At 48.5% G+C, this 18,822-nt stretch carries 18 protein-coding genes; 15 read left to right on the forward strand and 3 right to left on the reverse strand.

Annotated elements, in window-relative coordinates:
* Positions 1 to 50: 50 nt before the first annotated feature.
* The 14 genes from DXA57_RS03535 to rlmH all read left to right on the forward strand — a co-directional run bounded on the left by DXA57_RS03535 (position 51) and on the right by rlmH (position 15,486).
* On the forward strand, positions 51 to 1,370 hold the full coding sequence (locus DXA57_RS03535; RefSeq protein ID WP_117764665.1) for an aspartate kinase: 1,320 nt from the start codon (positions 51 to 53) through the stop codon (positions 1,368 to 1,370).
* A 115-nt stretch (positions 1,371 to 1,485) separates the two neighbouring features.
* Positions 1,486 to 2,154 (forward strand): redox-sensing transcriptional repressor Rex, encoded by a 669-nt coding sequence (locus DXA57_RS03540; protein ID WP_117764667.1) that lies wholly within the window; start codon positions 1,486 to 1,488, stop codon positions 2,152 to 2,154.
* A 63-nt stretch (positions 2,155 to 2,217) separates the two neighbouring features.
* The gene (locus DXA57_RS03545) at positions 2,218 to 3,699 is read left to right on the forward strand and encodes an NAD(P)H-hydrate dehydratase (RefSeq protein ID WP_117764669.1); all 1,482 of its coding nucleotides are present in this window, start codon (positions 2,218 to 2,220) and stop codon (positions 3,697 to 3,699) included.
* Between the two features lie 2 nt (positions 3,700 to 3,701).
* Positions 3,702 to 4,877 (forward strand): alanine racemase, encoded by a 1,176-nt coding sequence (gene alr / locus DXA57_RS03550; RefSeq protein ID WP_117764671.1) that lies wholly within the window; start codon positions 3,702 to 3,704, stop codon positions 4,875 to 4,877.
* Between the two features lie 99 nt (positions 4,878 to 4,976).
* Positions 4,977 to 5,324, forward strand: coding sequence for a type II toxin-antitoxin system PemK/MazF family toxin (locus DXA57_RS03555; protein ID WP_117764966.1), 348 nt, complete (start codon positions 4,977 to 4,979; stop codon positions 5,322 to 5,324).
* An 83-nt stretch (positions 5,325 to 5,407) separates the two neighbouring features.
* Positions 5,408 to 6,136 (forward strand): YebC/PmpR family DNA-binding transcriptional regulator, encoded by a 729-nt coding sequence (locus DXA57_RS03560; RefSeq protein WP_117764673.1) that lies wholly within the window; start codon positions 5,408 to 5,410, stop codon positions 6,134 to 6,136.
* A gap of 66 nt (positions 6,137 to 6,202) precedes the next feature.
* On the forward strand, positions 6,203 to 6,973 hold the full coding sequence (locus tag DXA57_RS03565; protein WP_117764675.1) for a CFI-box-CTERM domain-containing protein: 771 nt from the start codon (positions 6,203 to 6,205) through the stop codon (positions 6,971 to 6,973).
* 111 nt (positions 6,974 to 7,084) lie between these two features.
* Entirely contained in the window at positions 7,085 to 7,753 is a 669-nt protein-coding gene (locus DXA57_RS03570; protein ID WP_117764677.1) for a ClpP family protease, read from the forward strand.
* Between the two features lie 164 nt (positions 7,754 to 7,917).
* Positions 7,918 to 8,793, forward strand: coding sequence for an undecaprenyl-diphosphate phosphatase (locus DXA57_RS03575; RefSeq protein ID WP_117764679.1), 876 nt, complete (start codon positions 7,918 to 7,920; stop codon positions 8,791 to 8,793).
* Positions 8,794 to 8,816: 23 nt separating this feature from the next.
* The gene (locus DXA57_RS03580; RefSeq protein ID WP_117764681.1) at positions 8,817 to 12,083 is read left to right on the forward strand and encodes an FtsK/SpoIIIE family DNA translocase; all 3,267 of its coding nucleotides are present in this window, start codon (positions 8,817 to 8,819) and stop codon (positions 12,081 to 12,083) included.
* A gap of 250 nt (positions 12,084 to 12,333) precedes the next feature.
* Entirely contained in the window at positions 12,334 to 13,221 is an 888-nt protein-coding gene (locus DXA57_RS03585) for a sulfide/dihydroorotate dehydrogenase-like FAD/NAD-binding protein (protein WP_117764683.1), read from the forward strand.
* On the forward strand, positions 13,221 to 14,609 hold the full coding sequence (gltA, locus tag DXA57_RS03590) for an NADPH-dependent glutamate synthase (protein ID WP_117764685.1): 1,389 nt from the start codon (positions 13,221 to 13,223) through the stop codon (positions 14,607 to 14,609). Before DXA57_RS03585 ends, gltA begins: the two co-directional genes overlap by 1 nt.
* A gap of 83 nt (positions 14,610 to 14,692) precedes the next feature.
* Positions 14,693 to 14,989, forward strand: a complete 297-nt coding sequence (locus tag DXA57_RS03595) for a Dabb family protein (protein WP_117764687.1) — start codon at positions 14,693 to 14,695, stop codon at positions 14,987 to 14,989.
* A 17-nt stretch (positions 14,990 to 15,006) separates the two neighbouring features.
* On the forward strand, positions 15,007 to 15,486 hold the full coding sequence (rlmH, locus tag DXA57_RS03600; protein WP_117764689.1) for a 23S rRNA (pseudouridine(1915)-N(3))-methyltransferase RlmH: 480 nt from the start codon (positions 15,007 to 15,009) through the stop codon (positions 15,484 to 15,486).
* A 62-nt stretch (positions 15,487 to 15,548) separates the two neighbouring features.
* On the opposite strand, the gene DXA57_RS03605 is transcribed toward rlmH, so the two are convergent.
* The 3 genes from DXA57_RS03605 to DXA57_RS03615 are packed head-to-tail and all read right to left on the reverse strand — an operon-like array spanning position 15,549 to position 18,311.
* The gene (locus tag DXA57_RS03605; protein ID WP_117764691.1) at positions 15,549 to 16,916 is read right to left on the reverse strand and encodes a sodium-dependent transporter; all 1,368 of its coding nucleotides are present in this window, start codon (positions 16,914 to 16,916) and stop codon (positions 15,549 to 15,551) included.
* Positions 16,917 to 16,938: 22 nt separating this feature from the next.
* The gene (locus tag DXA57_RS03610) at positions 16,939 to 17,157 is read right to left on the reverse strand and encodes a DUF3006 domain-containing protein (protein WP_147345650.1); all 219 of its coding nucleotides are present in this window, start codon (positions 17,155 to 17,157) and stop codon (positions 16,939 to 16,941) included.
* 56 nt (positions 17,158 to 17,213) lie between these two features.
* Positions 17,214 to 18,311 (reverse strand): ComEC/Rec2 family competence protein, encoded by a 1,098-nt coding sequence (locus DXA57_RS03615; RefSeq protein ID WP_117764695.1) that lies wholly within the window; start codon positions 18,309 to 18,311, stop codon positions 17,214 to 17,216.
* 192 nt (positions 18,312 to 18,503) lie between these two features.
* On the opposite strand from DXA57_RS03615, the gene DXA57_RS03620 reads away from it, so the two are divergent.
* On the forward strand, positions 18,504 to 18,818 hold the full coding sequence (locus DXA57_RS03620; protein ID WP_117764697.1) for a hypothetical protein: 315 nt from the start codon (positions 18,504 to 18,506) through the stop codon (positions 18,816 to 18,818).
* Positions 18,819 to 18,822 lie beyond the last annotated feature (4 nt).

Consider the following 18,822-nt stretch of genomic DNA (forward strand, 5'->3'; position numbering starts at 1 on the left):
TCAAGGTGTCTCTGGATCGTTGTTGAAATTCAAGACCAGGAGGAGAGAAAATGAAAAAAGTTGTAAAATTCGGCGGCAGCTCTCTTGCCAGCGCCGAACAGTTCAAAAAGGTTGGCGCGATCATTCGTTCTGATGCAGGCAGACGGTTTGTGGTCCCTTCCGCACCGGGCAAGCGTTTCAGTGAAGATATCAAGGTGACAGACATGTTGTATGCCTGCTATGCACTGGCAGCAGAAGGGAAGGAATTTGCCAAAGAACTCCGGCAGATCGAACGGCGTTATCAGGAGATCATTGATGGCCTGGAATTGAAACTTTCTCTGGAAAAGGAGTTTTCTCTGATCCGTGAGAACTTTACAAACAAGGCCGGAAAAGATTATGCCGCATCCAGAGGAGAATATCTTAACAGTATCATCATGGCAAACTATCTTGGATATGAATTTGTGGATGCTGCAGAAGTGATCGTCTTCCGTGAGGATGGCAGCTTCGATATGGAAAAGACCACAGAGGTTCTGGGCGAACGGCTGAAAGAAATGGAAAATGCTGTGATCCCGGGATTTTACGGTGCACTGCCGAACGGGCAGGTCATTACTTTCTCAAGAGGTGGTTCTGACATTACCGGTTCTCTGGTTGCCGCAGCTATTCACGCAGATCTTTATGAAAACTGGACAGATGTTTCCGGCTTCCTGGTCACAGATCCCAGGATCGTAGTCAATCCTGAAGTCATTGAGACCATCACTTACCGGGAACTTCGCGAGCTTTCCTACATGGGAGCTACCGTTCTTCATGAGGAGGCCATTTTCCCTGTCCGTAAGGAAGGCATTCCCATCAACATTCGCAATACCAATGCACCGGAAGACAAGGGAACTCTGATCGTGGAAAGTACCTGCCGGAAACCCAAATATACCATCACCGGTATTGCAGGAAAGAAAGGCTTTGCTGCTCTGAACATTGAAAAAGATATGATGAATTCCGAGGTGGGCTTTGGCAGAAAGGTACTGGAGGTCTTTGAAAAGAACGGTATTTCCTTTGAGCACATGCCCTCTGGCATCGACACCATGACCGTATTTGTCCATCAGAGTGAATTTGAGGAAAAAGAGCAGAAGGTTCTTGCAGGCATCCATCGTGCCGTTCATCCGGATTCTGTAGAACTGGAGTCAGACCTGGCGCTGATCGCAGTCGTAGGAAGAGGGATGCGCTCCACCAGAGGGACTGCAGGCCGCATTTTTTCCGCCCTGTCTCATGCAAATGTAAACGTAAAGATGATCGATCAGGGTTCCAGTGAGCTCAACATCATCATCGGTGTGAAAAATGAAGATTTTGAGCCGGCGATCCAGGCGATCTACAATATTTTTGTTATGACACGCCTTTAAATCCTTCCTTTCGTCAAAGACAACCTCTTGACATTTATTTGACAATCCAGACAGGATTGGATATAATATGTAAAGAGGTTTTTGACCTTAGAGGAATCAGGAAGGATGGTATAAAGTGGAACGAAAAGTAATCTCGCGGGCAGTGATCAAGCGTCTGCCGCGATATTATCGTTATCTGGGTGATCTTCTGGAAAGCGGAGTCGAGAGGATTTCATCCAACGAGCTGAGTGACAAGATGCAGGTGACGGCATCTCAGATCCGGCAGGATCTGAACAATTTTGGCGGTTTCGGTCAGCAGGGTTACGGTTATAATGTGCAGCATCTGCATACCGAGATCGGAAAAATTCTGGGACTGGACCGTACCTACAACATGATCATTCTCGGTGCGGGAAACCTGGGTCAGGCTCTGGCAAATTATTCAAAATTTGCCCGCTGGGGCTTTCGGGTGACCGGGATTTTTGATGTGGACCCGGAGCTTGACGGGACAGTCGTCGGGAACATTCCGATCCGGATGGTGAAAGATCTTCCCGAATATCTGAAAGAAAACGATGTACAGATCGCAGCGCTGACGCTTCCCAGAAGCCAGGCAAAAGCCATGGCGGATCTGGTAACGGAGAATGGCGTGAAAGCGATCTGGAATTTTGCTCATACAGATCTGAAGCTTCCTGAAGATGTGATCGTGGAAAGTGTACATCTTTCGGACAGCCTCATGCAGCTTTCCTACAACATGAGCAATTATAACAAGAATAAAAACAAAAAGCAGGGAAGAACAAAAGAAAAGTAAGCAGAAGACGCGGTAAGACGAAGTTTTAGCGCGTCCTTTTCGTGTCTAAAAAGGGGGTTTTTCATGGAATATCTGGTGTCGGCAGAAGAAATGCGCCGGGCAGATCGCTCTGTGATCCAGGACTATGGTGTTCCATCTCTGGTTCTGATGGAGCGGGCAGCCCTTTCCTGTGTGGAACTTATGAAAAAAGAAAGCTTTGATCTTTCCCGCATTCTGATAGCTGCCGGAAGCGGGAATAACGGCGGGGATGGTTTTGCCATGGCAAGGATCCTGAAGCTGCAGGGATTTTCTGCGGATATCTGGTTTGTCGGCAATCCGGAGCATCTGTCGAAGGAGGCTGCACTTCAGAAGAAAATCTGCGAAAATTATGGTATGAAATTTGTGCGGAATCTTCCGGACGGTGAATATACTACTATTGTAGATGCCATTTTTGGCGCCGGGCTTTCCAGAGAGATCCGTGGAAATTACCGCGAAGTTATAGAAGACATCAACCGGCATCCGGCAAAAATCTTCGCTGTGGATATCCCGTCCGGCATCTCATCGGATGATGGAAGGATCCAGGGAACAGCCGTACGGGCAGATGTGACCGGTGCGCTGGCCTTCCGGAAGCTCGGTCATGTCCTTTATCCCGGAACGGAGTATGCAGGAAAGACCGTTCTGCTGGATATCGGCATCACGAAAGAAGGCTTCCACCAGCAGCTGCCGCGGGTACAGGCAGCCGGAAGAGAGCTTCTTTCCCTGCTTCCACCAAGAGAAGCGGCAGGAAACAAAGGAAGCTTCGGTAAAGCCTGCCTTATGGCCGGCAGCCGGAATATGGCGGGAGCCGCGTACCTTTCCGGACGGGCGGCTGCCCTTATGGGAACCGGTCTGGTGCGTGTGGTGAGCGAAGCCTGCAATCGGGAGATCCTGCAGACACTTCTTCCGGAAGCCGTGCTGACCACGGAAGAGCTGTTTTCAGAAAAAATACTGGCGGAGTCTCTTGCCTGGGCGGATGCCATAGGGATTGGTCCCGGTCTTTCCACCGGAACGGAAGCAGAAAGAGAACTGTTTTTTGTTCTGGAAAAGAACAATCTTCCAATGGTTCTGGATGCAGATGCGTTAAACATTCTGGCAAAGCATCCGGACTGGCTGGAAAAGAGCCGGGCTCCAAAAATCCTGACTCCCCATATGGGGGAAATGGTTCGGCTCTCCGGTTTTTCCATGGAAGAACTGAAGAAAAGGCCTCTGGAACTTGCGGCTGCCTATGCGAAAGAGCAGCAGGTGATCCTGGTCCTGAAGGATGCCAGGACTGTGATCACGGATGGCGAGCGGCTGGTACTCAATGCCAGCGGAAACAACGGAATGGCCACAGGTGGTTCCGGGGACGTGCTCACGGGCATCATCACCGGTCTTCTGGCCCAGGGGACGGCACCTTTTGATGCAGCCGTTCTTGGAGTCTATCTCCATGGCCTGGCAGGAGACCGTGCAGCGGAAAATACAGGGGTGAGAGGGATGCTTTCCACAGATATCCTGAAGGAACTCCCTCAGATACTGAAAGAAGGATAAAAATGAAGGAAACAGAGGCAATGCGTATCTATGCGGCCATTGATCTGGACGCATGCAGAAAAAATATTGACGCCATGTTTGCAAAACTCCGGCCGGAAACAAAAATGACTCTGGTCATTAAGACCGATGGTTATGGTCATGGAGCGCTTCCCGTTGCAAGACTCGGGGAGACGATGGAACGGGTCTGGGGCTATGCAGTGGCAACAGCTCAGGAGGCTTTTTATCTGCGGAGAAACGGGATCAGAAAGCCGATCCTAATCCTTGGATATACCTTTGAAGGAGATTACCTTAAAATGGTGGAGGAGGAGATCCGGCCGGTGGTCTTTCGTTATGAGACGGCGGCTGCCTTTTCCAGAGCAGCAAAGGAAGCCGGTAAAACCGTACATATTCACATTGGTCTGGATACAGGCATGCACCGGATCGGCTTTTCAGATACCATGGAGAGTATCGGAGAGATCCAGAAGATCCGGCAGCTGGAACAGGTAGAGCTGGAAGGAATCTTCACTCATTTTGCCCGGGCGGATGAAGAAGATAAAACATTCGCAAGAGCCCAGCTGCTCCGTTTTGTGAGCTTTGTCACGAAACTGGAGAAAAAAGGTATTACGTTTCAACTTCGCCATGCGGCCAACAGTGCCAGTATTATGGAATTTCCAGAGGCGCAGATCGATATGGTCCGGGCCGGGATCACGATTTACGGTATTTACCCTTCTGAGGAGATGAAACCGGAGAATCTGCCGCTGGAGCCTATGATGGAGCTGAAGAGCCGGATCGTTCTCATCAAAGAGATCGCGCCCAGAGATGCGGTAAGCTATGGCGGTACCTTTGTGGCAGAAAAAAATATGAGGATTGCCACCATTTCTGCCGGATACGGAGATGGTTATCCGCGGAGTCTTTCTAACAAAGGGTTTGTTCTGATCCATGGAAAGAAAGCGCCGATTCTCGGACGGATCTGTATGGATCAGTTCATGGTGGATGTGACAGACATTCCGGAAGCGGCCGAGCTTGAGGAAGTCACTCTTATGGGAAAAGACGGGGAAGCTTTTCTTCCCGTAACGGCTCTTTCCGAGCTGGCAGGAAGATTTCCCTATGAATTTGTCTGTGATATCGGCAAGCGTGTTCCGCGGGTCTATTATCAGGACGGAAAGATCGTGGAAATCGTGGATGAGCTTGTAAAATAGGAAAACTAAAAATCAGCCAAAAGAATACAAAAGCGCATAAACCGCAGGGATTATGGAAATACTGGTCATTATCAAATCAGGAAGCGGAGAGTGAAATGCGTGATAATTCGAAGAGGCGATGTTTTTTACGCAGACTTAAGACCGGTGGTCGGCTCTGAACAGGGAGGAATCCGGCCGGTGCTCATCATTCAGAACGATATCGGAAACCGTCACAGTCCTACTGTGATCTGTGCAGCAATCACATCCCGCATGAACAAAGCGAAGCTGCCGACGCATGTGGAGATCGAAGCAAGGAAATGTGAGATCGTTAAGGACTCAGTGATCCTTCTGGAGCAGCTGAGGACGATCGACAAGACCCGTCTGAGGGATCGCGTCTGCCACTTGGATGAAAGTATACTGAAACGGGTGGATCACGCGCTTATGGTAAGTCTGGAACTGCCTACATAAACAGGATTCTTGACGAACGGGCGGGGAAATGGTATAAATGATTAGAGACATAAGAAGAAAAAGTAAAAAGGAGTAGAAATTTCATGTCAGGACATTCAAAATTTGCCAATATTAAGCACAAAAAAGAGAAAAACGATGCAGCAAAGGGAAAGGTATTTACGATCATCGGCCGTGAGATCGCAGTCGCAGTAAAAGAGGGCGGTCCGGATCCGGAGAACAACAGCAAACTTCGTGACTGTATCGCAAAAGCAAAGGCAAACAACATGCCGAACGATACCATCGAGCGTGGTATCAAAAAAGCAGCCGGAGATGCCAATGCAGTAAACTACGAGCATGTTACCTATGAAGGCTATGGTCCTAACGGAATTGCTATCATCGTAGAGGCACTGACAGACAATAAGAACCGTACCGCAGCCAACGTAAGAAGTGCTTTCACCAAAGGAAACGGAAGCATCGGTACACAGGGCTGCGTGTCCTACAGCTTCGATGAAAAAGGTCAGATCATCATTGATAAAGAAGAGTGCGACATGAACGCAGATGATCTTATGATGATGGCTCTGGATGCAGGCGCTGAGGATTTCTCAGAGGAAGAGGACAGCTTTGAGATTCTGACTGCACCGGAGGATTTCAGCGCGGTCAGAGAGACTCTGGAGAAAGAGGGAATCCCCATGGCAGAGGCAGAGGTCCGCATGATCCCGCAGAACTATGTGACACTGACAGATGAGACTGCGATCAAGAACCTTCAGAGAACTCTGGATCTTTTGGATGAGGATGACGACGTACAGAACGTATTCCACAACTGGGATGAGTAAGATCTCTGACACCGGATGGATATGTCTGTTTATTCAGACATCACCAAATATGCAGGGAGAAAAATTATGAGCTTTTATACAACCGCGATCGAGGGACTTCCGGGCATGCTTCTGAATGTGGATGACCCCATCGGAAATTTTAAGAGAAAGCGTTATCCGACAGCGTTCGAAGCTTACTATGAACAGCATCTCGTTACGCTGGAGGCGCTGGAGAACGGATATCAGCAGGTGATCGATAAGGAACAGTATCTGGCAAATATGGCCGAGGCTGTAGCCGCTGCCGCAGAGGAAACTCTGATGCAGGAGAAAAAGAAAAACAAACGGGCCAACCTTCTGGTGGATTATAACCTTTCTCTGGTGGTCTATCTGTACCCGGCAGTACTGAAATACGAAGGAGAATCCGGAAAACCCTTCTCCGAAAAACTGGCAGCAGCTTGGAAAGAGCATTTCCCGGATACCAACGTATCTCCGGCGACTTATGAGCAGATCAACGGTGGTTTCAAACGGAAGTTCTGTTATATCACCACAGCAGCCTGTACGACTCTCGGAAAACCGGATGACTGTTATGAGCTGAACTGTTTCCGGAACTATCGTGATACTTATCTTTTGTCCACAGATGAGGGAGAAGCCATTGTGCAGGAATATTATGATATCGCTCCCACTATTGTGAAACATATCAATAGAGATAAAAAGTGTAAAGAGATCTACGCTTCCATCTGGGAAGAGTATCTCGCTCCCTGTCTTCATCTCATTGAGGAAGACAGAAAGGAAGACTGCCAGGAACTTTACACCAGAATGGTGCGGAACCTGGAAAAAGAATATTTTTACAAAAACTGACAGACAGTCCGTTTTCCCGAAAGGGAAAACGGACTGTCTGTTTCTTTCATAAAAAACTCAATTCCGGCAATACTGTAAAAAAGACAGCAATGTCGGAAACGAGGTAAAAAGATGACAGAGACAAAGCCAAAAGGAAAAACAGAAAATGACAGAGAAAATCTCCGGGAATTCGGTGAGGTAAAAATGGAAGACCGAATCCATCTGATTTCTGTGATCGGAGAGATCGAGGGTCATGAATGTCTTTCTGCCAATACCAAAACAACAAAATACGAACATGTTCTTCCGCAGCTGGCAGCGATCGAGGACAGTGACGAAATCAAAGGCGTTCTGGTTCTCCTGAATACGGTGGGAGGTGATGTGGAAGCCGGGCTTGCAATTGCGGAAATGATTGCTTCTTTGAGTAAGCCCACCGTTTCTCTTGTATTGGGAGGCAGCCATTCCATCGGAGTTCCCATTGCCGTGTCTACCGATTATTCCTTTATTGTGGCCACAGGGACGATGGTGATCCACCCGGTCCGGATGAACGGGACGGTCATCGGAGCGCCGCAGACCTATGATTATTTCAAACAGATGCAGGACCGGATCCTGGGCTTTATCGCCGGTCACTGCAGTGCACGAAGAGAACGGCTGGAGGAACTGATGCTGGATACCGGAATGCTCACGAAGGATCTGGGAACGATCCTTGTCGGAAAGCAGGCAGTGGAAGAAGGGATCATCGATCGTGTGGGCGGTATCCGGGATGCCGTGGCAAAACTTCGGAAAATGATTTGTACATCTTGAAAAAATATGCTATACTGAATCTATATGTCTGCCGGTTTCTTTTGATTTGAACGCAGATAAGCAAGTAGCGAAGCGGATTGCGAATGTCCGCTTTACAGAATGAAAAACGGAAGGAAGCCGGCAGTTGTGTTTCTGAACAAGGAAAGAGTCAAGGAGGAACGGTTATGTCATTGCTTCAGGCGATTTTTTTAGGAGTTGTACAGGGGATCACAGAATTTCTGCCTGTCAGCAGTTCCGGTCATCTGGCCATATTTCAGAATATTTTCGGGATGCAGACGGACGGGGGACTGCTTTTTGATGTCTGCCTGCATATCGGAACACTGGCTGCAGTATTTATTGTTTACTGGAAGGATATCTTTAAGATGATACGGGAGTTTTTCTCCATGTGCGCAGATATCGCCGGTAATATCAAGATTTTTTACCGCAACCGCCGGTATAAGGAAGCATTCCGTTATCACCGGATTGTACATAACAATTACCGGAAATTTGTAGTCCTGGTGCTGGTATCCACCATTCCTACCGGCTTGATCGGCGTGGTCGGAAAGAATCTGATCAGCTTTGCCTCCACAACGCTGATCGTTCCCGGTGTCTGCCTGCTTCTGACAGGACTTCTGCTTCTGGTGGCGGACCACTGCAAGGATGGGAAAAAGATCCCGAAAGACATCAGCTACAGCAATGGTTTCCTGATCGGTATTGCCCAGGGCGTGGCAACACTTCCGGGACTTTCCCGGTCCGGAACGACCATTACAGCCTGCCTTTTAAGTGGTTTTGACCGGCGTTTTGCAGTAAAATATTCCTTTATCATGTCGATACCGGCAATCTTGGGAGCAGCAGTCCTGGAGCTGAAGGATATTGGAACGGAAGTGATCTCCGGCGGTATGGTGGCAAACTGCGTGGCAGGAGCCATTGTGGCAGGAGTGGTGGGATATATCTGTATCCGTACCATGCTGGTCGTTGTGAGGAAGAAGAATTTCAAGGGCTTTTCCATTTACTGCTTTGCAGCAGGGATCCTTGCGATCATAGCCCATTTTATCGTATAAGAAATTTGTAAGAGGAGATATTCATGGCAGCAAAGAAAGAGACAGAAAACCAGAAAACGACAAACAAAAAGCAGACGGCGCCCAAACGGCCGTCTGCTTCTTCCGCAGGACGTGCTTCCGGTGCTTCCACATCGAAGGGTCGGCAGAATACGGGCAGCCGGAATACAGATAGAAAAAAGAACAATCATGTATTCAGCTTTCCGATCGCAGAAGAAGTGACCCTTTGGGGCACACTGGCACTTTCTGTGATCCTGTTTATCAGCAATTTCGGGATCGGCGGTTTTGTTGGAGATGCTATCAGCCGGTTCTTTTTTGGTGTCTTCGGTTTTATGGCTTATCTTCTTCCGGTGATCCTTTTTCTGATGGTGGCTTTTCTTTTGAGCAACCGGAACAATCCGCTGGCATGGATGAAAGCTGCGGCAGTGATCCTTCTGGTGATCTGTGTCTGCACAGTAGTGGAACTCGGACTGAATTCTTATCAGGCAGACAGAAATTTTCTGGATTTTTATAAAGCCAGTGCGGTCAGCAGAAGCGGCGGCGGACTGGCCGGAGGCGTCCTCTGTACACTGGTCTGCCCGGCATTTGGTGTGGCAGGTGCTTATGTACTGGTGATCGTGATCATGATCCTTTGTATGGTTCTGATCACAGAACGGTCTTTTTTTGAGGATTTTCGGAGAACCGGGAAAAAAGTTTATAAAAACATGTATGAAAATAACAGGGAAGAAGCAGCGATCCGTCGGGAACGGGCAGCGATCCGCGAGGAAAAGAGACGGATCATCCGTGAGGAACAACGGAAAATGCAGCGGGAACAGCTGGAAAAGGAAAAAGACCAGCTGAAGACCCTTCCGGAAACATTGCGTAGAAATCAGAAGGTCAGCGGTGTAGATCTGAATGGTCTTTCTCCCCGTACTATGCCGCTGGAGGAGGTACACGAGATCGTACCTCCGGTACCTAAGAAGCGCCCGGAAGTGGACGAGCCGAACCTCAAGGTTATGGATCATGCCATCAGCGGAAAGAATTTTCAGGTTCCGCTGGAAGAACGGATCCCCAAGGTCAGTCCTGAACTGCCCTTTGTGGATAGAAGGTTCCCGGAACCGGAGATCCGGGAGGTGGAAGAAGAGGTGGCACCTGTCTCGATCCGTGAGCAGCGCCCAAGCTCCTTTGAGGAACAGCTCCGGATCAATGGCGAACTGGTTTCTTCCGCCAGAAATCAGTCGGAAAATCTGGAAGCAGAACCGGATCAGACCGAAGAATTTACGGAAGAACAGGAAGATTTTTACCGGCCTCTGAGCCAGCCTGTATTTTTACAGAAAGCGGATGAAACAGAGGAGAGGAATCCTGAAGAGATTTTCCGGGAACGCTGGGGCGGATCGGACGAGACCGGACCGGGGCTTGATTTTGGGGATGATCCCTCCGATGAAGAAGAAATCCCGTCCGTTTATGAAGCAGATGCTGTTGAGACAGAGGATGCGGACATTGGCAGGAATACAGATCCGGAAGATGAACCGGAGCCCTTCTGTGATCCCGGAGATATGCAGGAGATCAGCGGTTATGAAATGGATGAGGCGGAGATTCCTGGTACGGAAACAGCTGCTGTTCAGCCGGAGCCCAGAAATGTGAAAGCTTCTTCACACTCCTCGGATGGTATTTTCAGAGAAGATAATTCGTTAAGACCTACCTCTGCGGGCGCAGTTTTTCAGGATGCACCGCCGGCACCGGGAGAAAAACAGTTCCGGAATCCGAAGTCCAGCCAGGAAGAACAACAGAAAAACCAGGAAACTGTGGCAAAGGAAATCGAAGCCTCCAGTCAGGTGGTGAAGAAGGAGTATGTCTTCCCGCCTCTTGATCTTTTAAGCAAGCCTAAAAGCAATCCTGCAGTCGGCAGGGATCAGGAGCTCCGTGAGACGGCAGCCAAGCTTCAGCAGACACTCCACAACTTTGGCGTCGGTGTACGCGTTACCAATGTAAGCTGCGGTCCTTCCGTTACCCGCTATGAGCTTACACCTGATCAGGGAGTGAAGGTCAGCCGGATTGTCAATCTTTCCGATGACATCAAGCTGAACCTGGCAGCTGCCGATATTCGTATCGAAGCGCCGATACCCGGAAAAGCTGCCGTCGGGATCGAAGTACCGAACAAAACAAACAGTCCGGTTCCCCTGAGAGAGCTGCTGGAGACCAAAGAGTTCAAGGAACATCCATCCAGCCTTGCTTTTGCAGCCGGAAAAGACATTGCCGGAAAACCGGTCGTTGCAGATATTGCCCGCATGCCGCATCTTCTGATCGCCGGTGCCACCGGTTCCGGTAAATCAGTCTGCATCAATACCATTATCATGAGTCTGCTTTATAAGGCAAAGCCGGAAGATGTAAAACTCATCATGATCGACCCCAAGGTAGTGGAACTGAGCGTTTATAACGGAATCCCGCATCTTCTGATCCCTGTCGTGACCGATCCGAAGAAAGCTTCCGGTGCCCTGAACTGGGCAGTGGCGGAAATGACCGGCCGTTATCAAAAATTTGCAGAATACAATGTCCGGGATCTGAAGGGCTATAATAAGAAGATCGATGCGATCAAAGACATTCCGGATCCCGATAAACCGGAAAAAATGCCTCAGATCGTGATCATTGTCGATGAGCTGGCAGACCTTATGATGGTGGCTCCCGGAGAAGTGGAGGATGCCATCTGCCGACTGGCTCAGCTGGCCCGTGCGGCAGGAATCCATCTGATCATTGCAACGCAGAGACCTTCCGTCAATGTCATCACCGGTCTTATCAAGGCAAATATGCCTTCCCGTATCGCTTTTTCCGTATCCTCCGGCGTGGATTCCCGTACGATCATCGATATGGTCGGAGCCGAAAAGCTTCTCGGAAAGGGAGACATGCTGTTCTATCCACAGGGCTATCAGAAGCCTGCCCGTGTGCAGGGGGCTTTTGTCTCCGATACAGAGGTCAGTGATGTGGTAGAATTCCTTACGCAGGAAAATGGTGTTTCCAAGGGAAGTGCCGATATCGAAAGTAAGATCAGCCAGGCCCAGAGCGTAAGTGCCTCTGACAGTTCCGGTGAAAGTGACATCGATGAGTATTTTGAACGGGCAGGCCGTTTCATCATCGAGAAAGACAAAGCTTCGATCGGTATGCTGCAGCGTCTTCTGAAGATCGGCTTCAACCGTGCCGCCAGGATCATGGATCAGCTGGCCGACGCCGGCGTCGTCGGTCCGGAAGAAGGCACAAAGCCACGGAAAATCCTGATGTCCATGGAAGAATTTGAAGATTATATCGATAACTATGTATGATTAATTGTACATTTTTGTTGATTAAAGTATTGATATTTTTATGGCATTGCTTTATACTTGTTGAGAGCGTAAAAAGTGCGCTATATGAAAGACAGTAGGATGCGTATATGCAAGTACAGTGAGGTATGTGCTGGCATATGCGTGTCACACAGGCCTTTTATCATAGAGAGGGACCTTTTATGGTTTCCCCTACCATTCTGTGCGGAGTTCTCTTCCGAGTCCCGCGCAAAATAAGAAGAGGAGGAGCATTATGTACAAAATCAGAAAAGCGGAAAAGCTTGCAAGCAACATTTACTCCATGGTTGTAGAAGCTCCGCGTGTTGCCGAGCACTGTCTGCCCGGACAGTTCATTATCGCGAAGATGGATGAGGAGGGTGAAAGAATTCCCCTTACCATCTGTGACTATGACAGAGAAGAAGGAACCATCACCATCGTATTTCAGCCCATCGGAGCTTCCACAGAGAAGTTTGCGACTCTGAAAACCGGTGATGCTTTTGAAGATTTTGTAGGTCCTCTGGGACGTCCGTCTGAGCTCTGCACGGATGATCTTGAGGAAGTGAAGAAACTGAAGCTTCTGTTTGTTGCCGGCGGTGTAGGTACTGCACCTGTATATCCTCAGGTAAAATGGCTTCATGAGCACGGAATTGATGCAGATGTGATCGTTGGTGCAAAGACAAAAGACCTGATCATTCTGGAGAAAGAGATGGAGGCAGTTGCCGGAAATCTCTACATCACAACCGATGACGGTTCTTACGGAAGAAGCGGACTGGTAACCAAGGTGATCGAGGATCTGGTCGCAGAAGGAAAACAGTATGACCGCTGCATCGCCATCGGACCGATGATCATGATGAAATTTGCCTGTCTGACCACCAAGAAGCTGAATATCCCCACCATCGTCAGCATGAACCCGATCATGGTAGACGGTACCGGTATGTGCGGTGCCTGTCGAGTTGCTGTAGGCGACGAGATCAAATTTGCCTGCGTAGACGGACCGGAGTTTGACGGTCATCTGATCGATTTCAATGCTGCCATGAAGAGACAGGCTATGTACAAGACAGAAGAAGGTCAGGCTCTTCTGAAACTGCGTGAGGGCGATACCCATCACGGCGGATGTGGAAATTGCGGAGGTGACAAATAATGGCAGACGTATTAAAGAAGGTTCCTGTAAGAGAGCAGGCTCCGAAGGTTAGAGCAACAAATTTTGATGAAGTATGTCTTGGTTATAATAAAGAAGAGGCAATGGAAGAGGCCAGCCGCTGCCTGGGCTGTAAAAAAGCAAAATGTGTAGAGGGCTGCCCGGTAAGTATCCATATCCCGGATTTCATCCATCAGGTAAAAGAAGGAAACTTCGAAGAAGCTTACCGCATCATTTCCGAATCCAGTGCACTTCCCGCTATCTGTGGCCGTGTCTGCCCGCAGGAGAGCCAGTGTGAGGGAAAATGTATCCGCGGCATCAAGGGCGAAGCAGTTTCCATCGGTAAACTGGAGCGTTTCGTAGCTGACTGGGCTCGTGAAAACGGCATCAAACCGTCTGCTCCGGCTGAGAAAAACGGCAAGAAAGTTGCTGTGATCGGTTCCGGTCCTTCCGGACTGACCTGTGCCGGCGATCTGGCTAAAATGGGTTACGATGTAACCATCTTCGAGGCTCTTCACAAAGCCGGCGGTGTTCTGGTTTATGGTATTCCGGAGTTCCGTCTTCCGAAGAGTGCAGTTGTAGAGAAAGAGGTTGAGAACGTAAAGGCACTCGGCGTCAAGATCGAGACAAACGTGATCATCGGTAAATCCACCACTATCGACGAGCTGATGGACAAAGAGGGCTTTGAGGCTGTCTTCATCGGTTCCGGTGCCGGTCTTCCTATGTTTATGGGTATCCCGGGTGAGAACGCCAACGGTGTATTCTCTGCCAATGAGTTCCTGACCAGAAACAACCTGATGAAAGCTTTCCGTGATGATTATGATACACCGATCGTACATGGCAAGAAAGTAGCCGTAGTCGGCGGCGGAAACGTAGCTATGGATGCTGCAAGAACCGCTCTGCGTCTGGGCGCTGAAGTTCATATTATTTACCGTCGTAGTGAAGCAGAGCTGCCTGCCCGTGCAGAGGAAGTTCATCACGCAAAAGAAGAGGGCATCATTTTTGACCTTCTGACAAACCCGAAGGAAATCCTCGTTGACGAGAATGACTGGGTAAAAGGTATCCGCGTAGTGAAGATGGAGCTTGGCGAGCCGGATGCATCCGGAAGAAGACGTCCGGTAGAGATTCCGGGATCTGAGTATGAGATCGATGTCGATACCGTTATCATGTCCCTTGGTACTTCTCCGAACCCGCTGATCTCTTCCACAACCATCGGCCTGGATATCAATAAGAGAAAATGTATCATCGCTGATGAGGAGACTGGTAAGACCAGCAAAGACGGTGTATATGCCGGTGGAGATGCCGTAACCGGAGCTGCTACGGTCATCCTTGCAATGGGTGCCGGTAAAGCCGCTGCCAAAGGCATTGACGAGTTTCTGAAGAATAAATAATAAAAACAAGATTCTGTAAAAGACAGGGTATATGGCGGCTGCGCTGTGTACCCTGTTTTTGCAGTCAGAAAGGAGTGTTTTTTATGGTAACGCATATCGTTATGTGGAATTTTGACGCTTCCCTCACAGAGAAGACGAAGAAACAGGCTGCAGCCGAGATGAAAGAGAAGCTGGAAGCCTTAAAAGAGATCGTTCCTGGCGTTCTCTCCGTAAAAGTCATCACAGAGCCTCTGGTCTCCAGCACCAGAGACATTGCCCTTATCGGTGAATACGAGGACGAAGCTGCCTTAAAAACCTACGCCGGCCATCCGGAGCATGTGAAAGTTGTGGAGACGATTATCAAAAAGTACTGTACCGACCGTACGGCTTTTGATTTCTGAAAAAGGAACCCGGATCTATGAAAATAACTGTCCTCTGTGTGGGAAAAGTCAAAGAAAAATTTTTTACAGATGCGATCAAAGAATACAGCAAACGGCTGAGCCGTTACTGCAAGCTGGAAATTGTAGAAGTGGCAGATGAAAAGACACCGGATGGTGCCTCTGAACTGGTAGTCAGCCAGATCAAAGAAAAAGAAGCGGAGCGCATGGAAAAATATCTTCCGGATTCGGCTTACGTCATTGCCCTTGCTATTGAAGGGAAAAAACTGACCAGCGAAAAACTGGCAGAGAAGATCGATTCTCTCGGGATCAGCGGAACAAGCCACCTGGTCTTTCTGATCGGCGGTTCTCTGGGAATGAGTGACCGGCTTCTGAAACGGGCGGATTATCTGCTGAGTTTTTCAGATATGACCTTTCCCCATCAGCTTATGCGGGTGATCCTGTTGGAACAGATCTACCGGAGCTACCGGATCATCCACGGAGAACCTTACCACAAATGAATGAAAAAGCGTCCATAAAGACAATCTGTGCGGTTGCCTGTGGACGCTTTTTTCATTCATTATTAATGGAAGAAACTCCAGTATCCCATAAAGAAAATCAAAAGTACGATCACGGGAAGGATATAGCTTACATAAAATCTTGCCCAGGAGGGGAATTTAATCCCTTCCCCTGTATTTGCTTCCTTCATAAAATTCCGGAAGCCCCATCCGTACCGGCTGGTACAGAACAGAAGATATATCAGACTTCCGAGCGGAAGCAGGTTGTTGCTGACCAGAAAATCCTCAAAATCAAGGACAGAACCACCTGGGAGCTTCAAGCCGCTTAAAACGTTAAAGCCAAGTACACACGGAAGAGAAAGCACGATAATGGCAATCAGGTTTATCACAACTGCTTTCTTACGGCTGCAGCCGGTGAGATCCATTGCAAAAGAAAGAATGTTCTCAAACACGGCAATGATGGTAGAAAACGCAGCAAAAGACATAAACAGGAAAAACAGAGTTCCCCAGAGCCGACCGCCCTTCATAGCATTGAATACGTTGGGCAGCGTGATAAAGATCAGATTAGGACCGCTGTCCGGCTGGATGTCGTAGGCAAAGCAGGCCGGGAAAATGATCAGACCGGCCATAAGTGCCACAAACGTATCGAGTACGGCAATACTTAAGGCTTCTCCTGTAAGAGATCGCTCTTTTCCGATATAGCTTCCGAAAATAGCCAACGCACCGATACCAAGACTAAGGGTAAAGAAGGACTGTCCCATAGCTGCGTAGACTGCTTCCCAGAGTCCGCCGCTTCCTTCCGTCAGTTTTTTGAAATCCGGAAACAGATAGAAACGGATCCCTTCTTCTCCACCTTTTAAAAGAAGAGACCGGGCAGCCAGGACGATCATCAGTCCCAGAAGGCAAACCATCATAACCTTGGTGATCTTTTCCACGCCTTTCTGAAGACCCAGAGAACAGATCATAAAGCAGGTTACAACCGTAATGATCATGAAAAGCGTCATAAGACCGGGTTGTCCCATGAGCTTTCCGAAGCTGTCGGAAACTTCTGCGGAAGTCAGACCGTCAAACTGCCCCAGGGCAGTCTTGAAAAAATAAAGAAGCATCCAGCCTCCGATGGTGGTGTAAAACATCATCAGAAGATAGTTTCCTGCCATAGCACCATATTTATAGAGATGCCATTTGGTTCCTTTGGGCTCCAGGACGTCGAAAGAGAGGGCTGCGCTTTTTCGGCTGGCTCTTCCAACGGAAAACTCCATAACCATAATGGGAAGTCCCAGGATTACGAGGAAAAACAGGTATAAAATGACAAAAGCGGCTCCGCCATATTTTCCGGTAATATAGGGGAAGCGCCAGACGTTTCCGAGGCCGATGGCACAGCCGGCGGAAATCAGGATAAATCCCAAGCGGGAGGAAAATTTTTCTCTTTCCATAAATAAAAACTCCAGTCTGTAGTTATTTTTTCTTTTTTAACCGTTCAAAAAGAGACTGTATCTCTTCTTTTCGTTCTGCTGTTTCAGCAGGCTTCAGGACAGCGATACCATTTTCAAAATCAAAAATGTCTCCGTCTTTAGGCTGTTCCGTGAAAGCCGAAAGTGGGATGTTCTGCATAATCCGTCCGTCCATTTCACAGACGGCAAAGGTTTCTTCGATCCGGTCTACGGTTCCTTTCATAAGTAAGAACACTCCTTTCTGCGCCGGATTCTCCGGCAAAAATTTGTTCCTGTTTTTTATCTCGGGGGGTTACATTTGCTGCAGGGAGTCAGTCCACGATTTTTCGCTTCGGAAAGAGTGACCTCGATATCTGATTTTTTCAGATACCGGCAGCCCGCAGAATGATATTTTTCACCGGTCTTTGTGATATGAACGATGGGATCATCTCCGGAAGCGGTGTTGTCCTGGCTGTACGAACTGTCGTCACTGACAGCGCCTGCTGAACGATCCGTGCCCTGTCCGTCGGAAGCGGAGGAGGAAGAATCATTTCCGAAAGCAGTGGTAAAGGAAATACTGCTTCCGTCTGTGGAAGCAATGATACTTCCTTGAAGATCCGTCCGGTAGATTTCGATTCCTCTGGAAGAAAGGGCATCCAGAGTTTCCTGATGAGGATGACCGTAATCATTTCCGGCTCCACAGCTAATGACTGCGTACTTCGGAGCAACCACATCCAGAAAGGCGCTGCTGGAGGAGGTCCGGGAACCATGGTGTCCGACCTGGTAAACGTCCGCACCAAGATCCAGACCGGTATTCAGCATATCTGATTCCGCTGTGCTTTCCGCATCTCCTGTAAAAAGAAAGCTTACATTTCCATAAGTGAGTTTAAGAGCAATCGACCAGTTATTCAGGTCATCCCCATAATCACTTACAGGCCCGAGAATCGTAAAAGAAGCATCTCCCAGAGTGTAAGTATCTCCAACCTCCGGAATGGTGATGGAAAGCCCCTTCTCGTCAATGACGTTCAGTACATCACGGAAGGTCTGCGTATTGGCAGTTACATTTGGCAGCATCACCGTATCAACGGAAACGGTTTCCAGAACAGAGTCCAGAGAGCCGATATGATCCTCATGTGGATGTGTACCGATCGCATAATCCAGATGCGTCAGTCCGGCTTTATTCTGAATATAATTCAGGATCGGTTCCGCATCATCATTGTTTCCGGCATCAATGAGCATGGCATGTTCCCCACAGGTGATCAGGGTGGAATCTGCCTGGCCCACATTCAGAAAATGAACCTTCATATCTTCATCTGCATAAACAGTAAGACCAAGCGTCATGCATAGGACAAAGAAGAAGGCAAAGAAGTGAGACAGCCAGTGTTTTCTTGTGTTCATATATTTTTCTCCTTTCTTTTTGTGCAACGATCCGGAAATAAACAGGAAGCCGAATCGTCTCTTAAAAAACAGTATAGCATAAGACCTTCTTTTTTTGTTGAAAAATAAATTTTATTTGCTCTGTCCGGAAAATCCCGTTATAATAAAAAGATGTAGGTAAAAGAGAAAATGATTCTAAGAGAGGTAAACTTTATGAATCTTGCAGAAATGTTAGAAGAACTGAGAAAAAAAGCGCTGGCAGACCCGAAACTGAGAAAAAGACTTCTGGAGACAAGGAAAGAAAAAGCCCCGCTGAGTGCTTTCTGCAGCCTTTGCAGGGAACTGGGATATCTCATCTATGAGATGGATCTTATCCAGGAGGGAGAAGAATTCTACGCATCCATGCGCCGGAGTACCAATGGAGGAGGAGAAAATTCTCCCATGCTGGAGGGAGAAGATGATTTTTATGAACTGTTTTTTGCAAGCATTTCCTTTGAAAACTCCGGACTTGACAGGGAAAAGGGATAAATTT

Source organism: Blautia sp. OF03-15BH (genome assembly GCF_003463065.1).
GTDB lineage: Bacteria > Bacillota > Clostridia > Lachnospirales > Lachnospiraceae > Limivivens.